The organism is Vibrio sp. Y10_XG_PY6 (assembly GCF_024181795.1).
Lineage (GTDB): Bacteria > Pseudomonadota > Gammaproteobacteria > Enterobacterales > Vibrionaceae > Vibrio > Vibrio diabolicus.
This window is the reverse complement of the sequence record NZ_JAMZAQ010000001.1, coordinates 219,480-231,836: the sequence shown is the minus strand read 5'-3', so window position 1 is coordinate 231,836 and position 12,357 is coordinate 219,480. Positions and strand designations below refer to the sequence as shown.

At 44.9% G+C, this 12,357-nt stretch carries 9 protein-coding genes; 5 read left to right on the top strand and 4 right to left on the bottom strand.

Annotation, left to right across the window (positions count from 1 at the left end; translation table 11 throughout):
• Window positions 1-63: 63 nt before the first annotated feature.
• Window positions 64-873: a MalM family protein gene (locus NL644_RS01045; RefSeq protein ID WP_005398230.1), complete on the bottom strand. Its 810-nt coding sequence runs from the start codon at window positions 871-873 to the stop codon at window positions 64-66.
• 100 nt (window positions 874-973) lie between these two features.
• On the bottom strand, window positions 974-2,245 hold the full coding sequence (locus tag NL644_RS01040) for a maltoporin (RefSeq protein WP_006740823.1): 1,272 nt from the start codon (window positions 2,243-2,245) through the stop codon (window positions 974-976).
• A 446-nt stretch (window positions 2,246-2,691) separates the two neighbouring features.
• Here NL644_RS01040 and glgX point away from each other — a divergent pair, with 446 nt between their 5' ends.
• From glgX to NL644_RS01020, 4 genes are all read left to right on the top strand, one after another.
• Window positions 2,692-4,662 carry a glycogen debranching protein GlgX gene (gene glgX, locus NL644_RS01035; RefSeq protein ID WP_114322730.1) on the top strand — a complete coding sequence of 657 codons (1,971 nt, stop codon included), beginning with the start codon at window positions 2,692-2,694 and terminating at the stop codon, window positions 4,660-4,662.
• A gap of 160 nt (window positions 4,663-4,822) precedes the next feature.
• The gene (locus NL644_RS01030) at window positions 4,823-5,467 is read left to right on the top strand and encodes a recombinase family protein (protein WP_114322729.1); all 645 of its coding nucleotides are present in this window, start codon (window positions 4,823-4,825) and stop codon (window positions 5,465-5,467) included.
• The gene (locus NL644_RS01025; RefSeq protein ID WP_253657873.1) at window positions 5,464-6,648 is read left to right on the top strand and encodes a multidrug effflux MFS transporter; all 1,185 of its coding nucleotides are present in this window, start codon (window positions 5,464-5,466) and stop codon (window positions 6,646-6,648) included. Before NL644_RS01030 ends, NL644_RS01025 begins: the two co-directional genes overlap by 4 nt.
• Before the next feature lie 79 nt (window positions 6,649-6,727).
• The gene (locus NL644_RS01020; protein ID WP_181869469.1) at window positions 6,728-7,372 is read left to right on the top strand and encodes an START domain-containing protein; all 645 of its coding nucleotides are present in this window, start codon (window positions 6,728-6,730) and stop codon (window positions 7,370-7,372) included.
• 16 nt (window positions 7,373-7,388) lie between these two features.
• Here NL644_RS01020 and NL644_RS01015 read toward each other — a convergent pair whose 3' ends face one another.
• Window positions 7,389-7,598 carry a DUF3955 domain-containing protein gene (locus NL644_RS01015; RefSeq protein ID WP_005395601.1) on the bottom strand — a complete coding sequence of 70 codons (210 nt, stop codon included), beginning with the start codon at window positions 7,596-7,598 and terminating at the stop codon, window positions 7,389-7,391.
• Window positions 7,599-8,103: 505 nt separating this feature from the next.
• On the opposite strand from NL644_RS01015, the gene NL644_RS01010 reads away from it, so the two are divergent.
• A complete protein-coding gene (locus NL644_RS01010; RefSeq protein WP_114322727.1) occupies window positions 8,104-10,350 on the top strand; it encodes a CehA/McbA family metallohydrolase in 2,247 nt (748 codons plus the stop codon).
• Between the two features lie 91 nt (window positions 10,351-10,441).
• On the opposite strand, the gene NL644_RS01005 is transcribed toward NL644_RS01010, so the two are convergent.
• Window positions 10,442-12,196: a hypothetical protein gene (locus NL644_RS01005; RefSeq protein WP_253657872.1), complete on the bottom strand. Its 1,755-nt coding sequence runs from the start codon at window positions 12,194-12,196 to the stop codon at window positions 10,442-10,444.
• Window positions 12,197-12,357 lie beyond the last annotated feature (161 nt).

Here is a 12,357-nt window from a genome sequence, read left to right as displayed (position 1 = left end):
GTATTTTTATTGGTTTATATTCTATGAAAAAAGGCCAGCATTTTGCTGGCCTTTTATATTCAATTATTTTTTATTTACGGCTTTCACAAACACTTGTTGCGCACCTTCAATACCCAGTTCTTTTGCTTCATCGAGCAAGGTGAGTGCTTTAGGAATATCGTTCGCTGCGACTGCCGCTTCAATTGAGCTGTGATAGTAGCTAGTGAGATCCGTACCTTGAGGAATGTTGTCGTTTTTCGCAACAATCTTGGTATTCACGATATCATTTGCGGATACCGACAAACGGAACTGACCCAGTGGGCTGTGTTTCGCTAAAGGGTCTGCAATATCTGGCGGCTGAGTGTGGCGCGCCATGGCGAAGGCTTTTGCAGGATGCAGAACTTGCGTACTGCCTTTTAGATCAGCGGAAGTCGTGTACACCAATACATGCAGATCGTTACCTGTCATGTCTGGAATCACATTGAGATCAAGTACGAATTTATCGTTGTCCAACAGTTTTGCTGGTTCGTACTTAAACTTTGAGAAATCTGCTTGGTAAATGGTTTCTCCTGCCGAGTTCATCACTGCGACATTAGGAGCATAAAATTGAAGTTCTTTACTTACGAATGTCTCTAATTTGATATCGAGACTGCCACGGTTGCCCGGAAGAGCAAACGCTGCAATAGCGCCAGCACTGTTACCATCCAACAGCATTTGGCTTTTATCAGTCAAAGCGAATTCAGTAACCACAGGTACATCAACCGTTACCCATTGAATATCACCCGATTGAGTGATCACTTGTTGCTGACCTTTTGGACTCATCTCTACTTGTTCTACAGACGCACAACCAGTAGCCAACATGCCCAGCAGTACGGGAGCAAGCCATTTTTTCATTACTGTCTACCTCGACTCTTTATTGTTTTTTAAATAAATACAGCCAGATAAGTTCTGGCTGTATCATTCTAGGACAATTTAGGACTTAGTGGTTAGATGATTACCACCAAGCTTCAGCTTGTACACCGAATTGGAACGTATCGTCTGAACGACCGTTGTCAAATGTGTTAGAGTTGTCTTCTTTGTCAGCCGTTAGGTAAGAAGCGTAAACACGGATTTCAGGACGAGCCCAGAAGCTAGAACCAGCAGACCATGCTTGAGCAACAGTTAGCTTACCGTATTTGTTTTCGTCGCCGTCGTTATCGTCGATAGCGTAACCAGCTTCGAAGATAGTTTTGTGGTTGTCATCCCATTTGTACATTGGACGAACTACAACAGACATTGTTTCCCACTTGTCTTGGCCAGCCCACATGTCTTCACCAACACCGTAAACTAACTGGTGACCCATTTCCCAGCTGTCACCCATGCCGATTACACCCCAGTTGATTAGGCGGTAACCAGATGCACCGTTATCAGCTTCTGCGCCGTACCAGCTACCGTCGCCGTAGAATGCCATTGTTTTTGAGTAGCCTTCAGTACCGTACTGAAGCACTGTTTTGTTGAAACCAGCGTCTAGACCTTGAGTCAATTCTGCTGTGAACATTACGCCGTTTTTCGCATCTTTAGTGCCGTTTGGCGCAGCGTCAGTTTCGTTAAGGATTGCGTAGTTCAAGCCCATTTCTAGAGAACCGTTGTCCCATAGAGGAAGACCTGCATAACGTACGTCTAGAGTGTTAACGTTTGTATCGCCGCCATCGTTACCTGGATCTGCGATATCGCCACGGTCATTACGAACCCAAGCGAAAGAAACTTTACCTGGACCAGCTTCGATACCTTCAACACCAGCGCCCGCGCCAGAGATGTTCCAGTAGTAGAAGTCAGAGATATGAATGTCGTGACGTTGGTAGTAGCGCTTACCAGCCCAAAGTGTTGCTTCTGGAGCAAAGTTTAGTAGGCCTTTAGCTTGAACGTTGAATTGACGTAGTGCGAATTGTGCATCGTCAACACATTTCACTTCGCCGTTATCCAAACCACAGTTAGCAGAAGTGCTTTCCCAGTCGTTTGAACCATTAGAAGTCATTGCAACCATAGAGTCTACGTAGAACGTTTTGCCGTTGTTGTTGTAAACTTCTTTACCTAGTTGAATCTCGCCGTAGATATCGCTTTCATTACCTAGACGACCGATCTTGTTCTTTTCGAATGTTAATTGTTGACCACCGTCAGCGTTCACGCCAACGCCAGCACGCATGTAACCGTGGAAATCCACTGCGAACGCAGAACCAGCAGCTAAAGTTGCAGCCACAGCAGCAGCAATTGCACTTACTTTTTTCATTCTTAACTCCATTAAGGGTATTTATAATTCTGTCTTCCCTGCTCACTCTTTTAGATGAATATAGGCAGTAAAAACACACCTAAAGAAAGAGAGGTAAGATGGGAACGAATCCCCGTTTGTTTCAACAGTTATGAGATTACCCGAGGCGTACAAGGATGACTTCCTCCGCCCCAAACTAATTTAGGGGGGATGAGAAGGGAGTAGAAAATTTACCGAATGGTGTTTTTTCGAGTCAGATCACCAATCTAGGGAGGAATTAGTAAGTTTATTCGGTTTTGAGCCGCTACAAAGTGATAGCCATTTCATATTTTTGACTCTAAGCCGTCACATAAAGTAATTAAATTACATGAATATTTTTATATTTAGGGTGGTTGACCTTAGTAAGACAAAGTTTTTAACTTATAGTTTCCTAAAGGTAGCAATAAATATTAAATAAAGTATCTCCGATGACACGACTTCTCTCTCGCCCTTACCCCTTGGGTGCAACTGTAAATAAAGAAGGTTGTAACTTCTCTATTCACGCACCAGGGAATAAAGACATAAAACTCGCCCTGTTTGCAGACGATGGCAGTTACGCGCTTCATGATTTACCGAATGAATACGCTGGCATACGTCATACTTTTATTCCTGATATTAAGCCGGGGCAAAAATACGGTTACCTTGTCTCCCACAAGGAAGAGCCACTATTAATTTCTGACCCTTACGCAAAGTCAATTGATAAAGCCCTCCACTACCACCCTCCCTACTCTCCAGCCAAAAGTTTCGATATGCCGAAGTGCATCGTTATCGAAGATAATTTTGACTGGCAAGATACGGATCATCCGCGTATACCCAGAGAAGAGATGGTGTTGTTTGAGACACACGTCAAAGGGCTTACCCAACTTCACCCAGAAGTTGAGGACAAGCTGAAGGGGCGCTATTTAGGTCTTGCATCACCTAAAATGCTGGCCTTTTATGAACAGCAAAACATTAACACGCTGCAATTGCTACCTGTCGCAGCGTGTATGCATGAGCCTCACCTACTAGAGATGGAAAAGGTCAATTATTGGGGATACAACCCTTATCTCTTTATGGTGCCCGATCCGCGCTATGCAGAAAAAGACGCCGTCACAGAGCTCAAAACAACGATTCGAGAACTGCACAAAAACGGCATAGAAGTGATTCTCGACGTAGTTTACAACCACACCGCAGAGGGGGGGGAAGGGCCTACAATTTTCAACCTGAAAGCGCTCGATTCCCGTTTTTACATCAAACATGGCAACCACTTCGCAAATTACACTGGTTGTGGCAACACGGTCGATCTCACCTATCAACCCGCTTTAAATCTTGTAATGGATACATTGCGCTACTGGGTTAGCGAATTTAAAGTCGATGGTTTTCGTTTCGACTTAGCCGCAACGTTAGGGCGTCAAGGCGATGATTACAACCCTGAAGCAGCTTTCTTTAAAGCCGTCGCGCAAGACCCAATTTTGCGTGAAACTAAATTGATTGCCGAACCTTGGGATATTGGTCCAAATGGCTACCAAGTGGGTAACTTTCCATTTGGTTGGAACGAATGTAATGACAAACTGCGTGATATTTCCCGCAGTTTTTGGCGCGGTGATCAAGGCTATTTAAAAGAGTTCGCCACTCGATTAATGGGCTCTCGTGACATTTATAGTGCAGCGAACTGGCCATACAAACTCACGGTGAATTACATCACGTATCACGATGGCTTCACACTGCAAGATTTAGTGTCTTACAAGCACAAACACAATGAAGCTAATGGCGAAGAAAATCGCGACGGCCACGGTGACAATCGCTCAGAAAACTACGGTGTCGAAGGCGAGACAGAAAATCTGATGATCATCGCCACGCGTGAGAAGCAAAAACGCAACCTTATTGCCAGCTTGCTGTTTGCTTTTGGAATCCCACACATCCTCACTGCTGACGTGCTGTCTCACACCCAAGGCGGTAACAATAATGCCTATTGCCAAGATAACGAAACCAGTTGGCTTAACTGGGGAGAAACGGAGCGTAAGCAACATTTCAAAACGTGGATGTCACAAATGGTCGCCAACCGAAATCAATACATGGTGCCATTTATCCGAGCTTTCAGTGGCGAAAACCGCAATAACAACCGCATTTTCTGGCGCCGAACAGACGGTCGCTTAATGGAGCATGATGATTGGAACCGTTTAAGCTCTGTCGCACTTCACCTTGGCATCGGTAAAGAAGGACAAGAGCTGGTCTATCTCATCAACCAAACTAACGCTACAGCGCGCTTTAAGCTCCCTAATGAGCGAAAGCAAGAATGGGTAACGATCTGCGACACAAACGTACGTAACCTCAACCCAGGGCATGCTGAAGGCGAAGTTTTGCTATCACCTACTTCGATGGTGATTTTGCATTACCACCCGAAATCAGATCAATCATAGAACAATAACCCGGAAAGCTTATATACACGACTTTAATAGTAAAAGACCCGAAGTCCGTTAACGACTTCGGGTCCATTTAGTGTTGTAAGCATTAATGAACCTCTGTATATTTATGAGCCATTACAGTATATGAACCAAATTAAAAAGGCGTATAGTCCATATGGCTACTTATCTTTACACACGTTATTCGCCAAAAAATCGAGCTTACCAAGAGCACCTTAATACTCTAAAAGCTTTTGCGCCCGAAGCTCAGCATTTTGAGGATAAGGTTCGTGGTTGCATGCCTCCAACCGAGAGAGAGGCATTCTTACAACTGCTCGATTCCGTCAGAGCAGGTGATACGATTGTGCTCTGGTGGCTAACGGCATTTGGTCGAGATTTTAGTCAGGCGTTAAATACAATCAAAGTGTTACTAGCAAAAGGGGTCACACTGAAAACCGTTTGTGAACCACTCACATTTGAACCGGATTCTGTTCAAACTCAAACGCTACTCACCGTGTTATCTGGATATGGAAAAGTACAGACTGAACATCGCCTGTTTGCAGCAGAGCAAGGACGGCAAGCCATTAAAGATCAACCAGATTTGTGGAAACAGAAATTTCGCGGACGCCCAGCAGACAAAACTAAACACCAACAGATCACAACGTTGCTGTTAGAAGGCTATACGTTGAAGAGTGTTTCGGAGCAGTGTGATGTCAGCCTATCTACCGTAAAACGCGTCAAATCTAAGTTAAATGAAGTGGATGATGAAGGCTGCCTCAGAACACGAAAGCAAAGAGGTTATTCTGATGGTGATCCATCATGAGTCGCCCAATCAACTTTCGCACTATCTTACTCGCCTGTCTTATTATCAGTGTTGGCCAATTGAGCATGGGGCTTGTTATGCCCTCTTTGCCATGGATCGCAAAAGACTTTTCTATCTCCCTTGATCAAGCCCAACTGCTCGTGAGTATTTACTTACTCGGTTTTGGTCCCTCTCAGTTCGTTTACGGTCCGGTATCGGATGCTTTGGGTCGAAAAAAAGTGCTACTGACGGGCTTGCTCATCGCGATGTCTGGTCTATTAATGATCATTTTCCTCAGTGACACCTTCACAGGCATGGTGATGGGGCGTTTTCTACAAGGCTTAGGAACTGGGTGCTGCGCGGTACTCGCGAGAGCATCGACTCGAGATAGATTTAGCGGTGATGAGCTCCCTGTCGCCATGTCTTACATCGCTATGGCAGCTTCGATCACGCCACTCATTGCACCTGTGATTGGCGGTTTTATCAACTTCCATTTTGGTTGGAGCATGGTGTTCATTTCACTGCTAGGTTATGTCTCACTCGCTTGGGTAATCATCGCCTTTAAGTTTACAGAAACCATTGCAAAACGATCTGTTATTCCGTCACCACGCAATATGCGTTTCCAGTATCGAGACTTGGTGACGTCACGTTACTTTATGAGTTTTGCCAGCATCAGTTGGTTAAACTTCAGCCTGATGATAACGACCGTGTCCGTGATGCCATTTATCATGCAAGACCAAATTGGCATGACATCCGATCAATACGCAATGTGGGCACTCATTCCCGCTTTAGGTATGTTAGGCGGCACCACGATTTGTAACCGAGTAAGGCCAATTATCGGCAACAAAAGAATGCTACTTTGTAGTCCATTCCTGCATCTCAGTGCTGCAATATGGTTGTTCTTCTGCCCGGTAGAACCGCTGTATTTAATGTTGGGGCAACTATTAATGATCTTAGGTAACGGCATTGCCCTACCTTGCGCGCAAGCCATGGTAATGCAACCCTACAAAAAGCAGGCTGGTGCTGCAGCAGCCATGTCTGGAGGTGGACAAATGATCGTATCCTCATTGGTCAGCTTAACATTGGTACAGCTTGGTTTAAGCCAAGCCTGGCATCTATCAATCGTTATTGTGGTGTTTGCAGCAATAACGCTCACCAATATTCAACGAGGTTTTGGAGCAGAGCAACCTTCAGAACAGTAACGAAAAGACTTACTATTGTCCTTATAATTAAGAACACATCGTATAAGCTTTAACTAAGGATAAGTTGGCGGGTACTAACATGATGTTGCATTTACGAATTGGCGCGCTACTACTCGCCACTTTTATATCCGCTGGCACCGCCGCAAAAGCCAACGAGTACTGGCAATTTGATAGTGACGATAACGGAATCACTATCTACTCTCGAGAGCATACCGACGGTTTAGTTGAGATTCGTGCTCGGATGTTCACACCCACCAGCTATGACGCATTTTTAACGCTATTGGAGGATAGTGACAATATCCCGAACTGGATTGACAATGCCAGTCATAGCAGAGTTTTAAATCAAATATCAGCCACCGAAAACATCGTTTATACCCAATTTACGGCGCCATGGCCTGCAAAAAATCGTGATATGCTCACCTACTCTGAATATTGGGTCGATGAGCTTGGGTTCACGATAAAAATCAAAAGCGCACCAGACTCATATCTTGCTGAACAAAAGGGCTATGTTCGCATTCGTTCGGTTGCTGCAACTTGGGAATTACAAAAGCTCACTAATGGCACGACACTCATTGACTACAAAGCGTTTGCTGACCCCGGAGGCCTTTTGCCAATCTGGCTAATCAACAAACTATCAAAACAAAGTACACGAGCAACATTTAGTAACCTAAGGAAAGAGTTACCAAAATATCAGCAATACTCCCATCCTCAGATAAAGGAGTAAACTTCACGTTTGCTCTTTAATTACGATTACGGTGTTTGAAAAAAGTGCCCACAAAAGAGGCGAAGGCTAACCCTAAAAAGAGCCAAAACAAAGGGATAAACCCAAATGACTCTACTAATAAGCCATTTTCATCTACGTAAGAGCCCTGAGCGTGGTACGCAATTAAACATGTCACACCGCTCAAAAATAAAACTACGCTCAGTTTATATTTACGAATAAACCCCATCTAAACCTCAAGCAATCAATTGATATGTTTTCGACATATTGCCACCGTATATAGTTCACTCAAAAAACATAGTGTCTCTATGTTTGCTCTAATCTTTATTAAAGGCCTTTTAGTCAGAGACAAGATAAAAACCCAAACATAAAGAATAAAAAGTCAAATTTAACTCAAAATATTATATGCGTTCTCAGAACTATCTTGACCTTTTTTCTCACATATACAGTGTAATTGTTATCATTTTGTTTGCTCAATGCTGCCAAAAATCGTTCACATCTCTCCCAAAATAATTAGTGTTCTAAATATTTTTATTACTCTATACAAAAACGAATCAAACAACAAAAGACCTTTAAAATCAAAACTTAAGATTCAGAAATCAATTGTAAAACAATAATAGAAACGAGTTGACCTCTTCATTTCTTTCGCTTTTTTAATTGAACGTCTAATCAAGTTAACGCACAATGCCATCGACAACTCACATAATAAATCATGAAAAAAAGGAAGTGTCTTCATGCATAATTTTTCAAAAAGCGCAGTGGCAACTTTAATCTCTGGCCTTTTGCTTGGAACTTCAGCGAATGCGGGAGTGAGTATCACACAAGGAAAGACCACGATCCCCGATGGCGAAGCAACACACGCTCAAGACATTACCGTTCAAAACGAACATGTCGCCTTCGCTCTCGCTGTTGAATCCGCACCACCATGGGGCGTACCGCGAGGAACATTGGTCGATTTGGCAGCAGTAAAGAATGGCAAAGTAGACCTTGACCGGGTTGCCTTTGCTGACTTCATTCCTAACAGCTGGTCCGCGTGGCCGAATGATCGCAAATCCATTGAAATTATCGAAGACAGCGACAATAAAGCGGTCATCAAAGTGAGCCGCAACTTCGATGACGTTGATATCACAACGTGGTATACGCTCGCTTCTGGATCTGACTCAATTGCGCTTAAAACGGTCATGACCAACCAAGGTAAAAAAGATCTTGCATTAGAATCAGGGCACACCATTTGGCCAGACACTGGCTACCAATTTGCCGTGCCCGGGCTGGAAGGGAAAGAAGAATCCATGGCCGACCATGCCCTCGCCGATCGCATGGTCGCTTATGATCGAGACTGGGCCTTTGCACTTCATGCTCCTTATTTTGATCGCGTCAAATACAATGGTCGTGACATGTACCTAGGACATACCTTGAAAGCAGGTGAAAGCCGCACTTTCCAATCCCGATTACAAGTGGTTCCAAATGGAGACATGGCCCCCATTGTCAAGGCAGAAGCTGACCGACTAGGACAAGCGACAGGCACCATCAACGGCCAATTACGCGCAGATAATGGTCGTGTTCCTGAAGATGCTATCGTGATGATCGAAAAAGAAGGACAACCCTATGCCTGGACATTGGCCAAAGATGGCCAGTACAGCATGGCGCTGCCTGAGGGTGAGTACCAAATCTACGGCACAGCGACTGGTCACGCAAACAGCGAGCTGCAATCGATTCAAGTGGCGAGAAATAGCGAGCAAACACTCGATTTTACGTCTCTAAAACGCCCAGCAACTCTCTCACTTCAAGTTGAAGAGGCAACATCAGGTCTGGCCAAAGATGCGAGAATCACCATCCTTGAAGGTCAAGCGCCACCGGTTGAATTTTTGGGTAAACGCACCTTCTTTACCGATCTGCTGCCTGCAGGTCATGCGGAACTAAAACTGGCACCCGGTCAATACAAATTAGGTATCAACTCTGGTGGAGGTTTTACAGCTAAAACCCAAACATTAGACGTAACTCTAACGTCCGGTAAAACGACGAAGCAACGAGTAGAAGTGCCTCAAGTGACGTTTCCTAACCGTCAGCATTGGTATGGCGCAGATTTACACCATCATGGCAACGTGTTGGAAGGCGTTACTCCGCCAGAAATTGTTGTGCGCGCTCAGTTGGCAACGGATCTTGACCTGACTTTCATTAGCGATCATGACTCAACCATTAACCACCAGAAGTTTGCAGAACTATCTGCGAAACGTGGCGTGCCTTTCATCCCGTCGATCGAAGTTTCGCCATCATGGGGACATATGAACCCATTTCCTATCGATAATGGCGCCGAGCTAAAGGTCGATCCTGGCACTGCTGACGTTCACACGTTACTTAACGCCGTACATGAGATGGGGGCTGAAGTCGTACCGATGAACCATCCATACAACGATTATGGCTACTTTACGAATATCGCTAAAAATGCAGTCCCTGGTGGTAAAACGGATCGCTTCGACCTTATGGAGCTTAATGCGCGCGTAGACAATGAACCAACGTTGAAGAAAGCGCATAAACTCTGGGACCTGGGTGAAGCAATGTACTTTACAGCGGGAACCGACACCCACGATGCGTGGAACCAACTCACGGGGCAGATTCGAATGATGGCAAGAGTCGATGGCGAGCTAACGCCGTCGAAGTTTGCGCAAGCACTTAAAGCCGGCCATGGCTACGCAACACAAGGCCCTATTCTTTATCCGCAAAACATTATGTTTGGTGAAACAGCAACAGCTGGCGACACGTGGGACATCCACGTCGTTGCAGCCGATGGTCTAAAAGAAATTCGATTGATCGGTAAAGGCGGCAACGTGCTGAATACTCTGACGATTAACCCAAAAGTTGATACTCAACGCATAGAGCTGTCGCTACCTATACCTAGCGACGCAGAGGGATGGATAAGTTTAGAAGTCGAAGATAAAGACGGCAGCACGGCCTGGAGTAACCCTGTTTGGTTGCAGTCATAGTCTTGATGAAAGTCCGACTCGATGGTAAACAAACCTGAGTTCGACGATGAAATAAAGGCGGCACTGCGCCGCCTTTTTTCTACTCGATGTTTTACTGCTGTGCAACCGTCACGGGTTTGGTCGCACCACGGTAATCAAACTCAAAACCAATACCTTGATCTGTTACATCCATCGTCATACCACCAACAAGCTCGCCTTGTAAGCTTTTCATAACATCATCAGGTAACGGCTCACCAGTCACGGCTGACGCACTTTCCAACTCTTCCAAAATGCGTTCTGAATCGAAGTCAAAACTGAACAAGCCATTTGGAGAAAGTGGTTGTGCCATCACTTCTTTGCTCGCGTCTTCGGCATTCTCACCACTGTAGAGCGTAAAATGGTTTTCGTTTAAGCGAGCAAACACATCCATCTTCAAGCCTGTGTGCATTTCGAGCAGGTCACTGACATTAACTGGCTGGTTATCCGGCTGAATTTGTAATTGAGCAAGTTCAGGGACAAACATTTGCGCGGTTTGAATCAGCATCATTGGATCATTGGCAGATAGAGACAACATACCATCTAGCTGGCTAAATACTTCACCGTGCTGAACATTAGTGTCAACGTGGATATCAAACATTTGCAGGCTTAATCCTTTCAGGCCGTTAACCATGCCGGAGCCCATGCTCACAGCTGCGGCTGGGTTTTGGCCACCCATCTCTTGCTGCATTTGAGTCAATACAGAACATTGGTACTGAGGCTGAGTCAAGTCGCTCCAAATCTGACCAATCGATGGCGCTAGCGTATTAATGTCTAAACCAAGCGCCATGCTAAAGAAGCTCTTATCATTGTTCGATTCCGCCAAAACGCCACGAATCGACTTAAGCGCATCTAGAATCACTTTATTTTTCGATTCAACAACAAAAGCACCTTTAATGAATGCCTGCTCGCCTTTCAACTTGTATTCCGCAAATGCGACGGATTGAGGCCAGTTTTCTGCAACTTGAGTAAGTTCAGTATGACAAGCTGGTGAGCGCATCTCCTGAATTGTCGGCTCAGGGTCAATGGCATCCAGCATGCTGACTTGACGCGCAAAGATATTGCCATCTTTCGTCGTCAAACCTTTAATCAATTCACGGTGATCAAAGTAACCGAAAGAGTTATTGTTTTCGCCGTATTTAGCCTGCAACGCCGCTAGGCGTCCACTCTCCGCAATGTTTTGACTTGGTGACTCAAGTCCCAATGCCATTTTAAGCGGGTTTTGAACACCCAGTTGCGGAATATCAACCGTTAACGTAAGTACGTTGTCAACCACGGCAACAACCAAGCCAATGCCATCTTGCGGGTCAACCGAATCTGTCATCTCGTAACGACGAAACTCAACTTCACCGAGTTTAACCAGCTCGTGCTTAGCACCGCTCATCTGCTCTTCGTGATCCAATGTTTTCCATAACGCGGCAGGGTCTTCAATCTTCAATTTGTACACTGGTACCATACCGATTGTGTACAACACAGGATTAATGTTTTCTCCGGTACCTAAATAGGCTTTTAACGTTTCTGGCGATGCAGCGCTCTCCAGATATCCATCAAACAAGTTAACGGCAAACTGTTGCTGTGGAGAAAGTGATTCATCGGCAAAAAGTTCAGCAATCGAGCCTTGGTTAGCCGTGCCAAATGCATTCATGTATTTATAATGATTAAAAGGTTCCGTCTGATACGTTACCATGAGCGAATCCGCAGGAACTTGCGAAAGTAGTGATACTGAATCACTCGGGGTAGTATTGTTTTGGTACAGGTAGCCAGCGCCCCCTGCAGCTGCGACCACTGCTGTAGCCAATAGTAGTTTTTTCACGACCAACTCCGTTGTCATAGTTATGTGTTCCTAAGCGAAATATCACGCTTAGGTTTAAAGCCTTTGAATAGCACTTTTATATCGACCGCTATCATAAACAAGTTATCGATATAATGAATGTCGGTTTGATAAATTATCCAACATTTATAAGGTAAACCGTGAAGTAAGTTGAATTGCGT

Excerpts from the sequence above, each read along its gene's own strand:
- NL644_RS01045 (WP_005398230.1), bottom strand. The coding sequence starts at position 873 with ATGAAAAAATGGCTTGCTCCCGTACTGCTGGGCATGTTGGCTACTGGT.
- NL644_RS01040 (WP_006740823.1), bottom strand. The coding sequence starts at position 2,245 with ATGAAAAAAGTAAGTGCAATTGCTGCTGCTGTGGCTGCAACTTTAGCT.
- glgX (WP_114322730.1), top strand. The coding sequence starts at position 2,692 with ATGACACGACTTCTCTCTCGCCCTTACCCCTTGGGTGCAACTGTAAAT.
- NL644_RS01030 (WP_114322729.1), top strand. The coding sequence starts at position 4,823 with ATGGCTACTTATCTTTACACACGTTATTCGCCAAAAAATCGAGCTTAC.
- NL644_RS01025 (WP_253657873.1), top strand. The coding sequence starts at position 5,464 with ATGAGTCGCCCAATCAACTTTCGCACTATCTTACTCGCCTGTCTTATT.
- NL644_RS01020 (WP_181869469.1), top strand. The coding sequence starts at position 6,728 with ATGATGTTGCATTTACGAATTGGCGCGCTACTACTCGCCACTTTTATA.
- NL644_RS01015 (WP_005395601.1), bottom strand. The coding sequence starts at position 7,598 with ATGGGGTTTATTCGTAAATATAAACTGAGCGTAGTTTTATTTTTGAGC.
- NL644_RS01010 (WP_114322727.1), top strand. The coding sequence starts at position 8,104 with ATGCATAATTTTTCAAAAAGCGCAGTGGCAACTTTAATCTCTGGCCTT.
- NL644_RS01005 (WP_253657872.1), bottom strand. The coding sequence starts at position 12,196 with ATGACAACGGAGTTGGTCGTGAAAAAACTACTATTGGCTACAGCAGTG.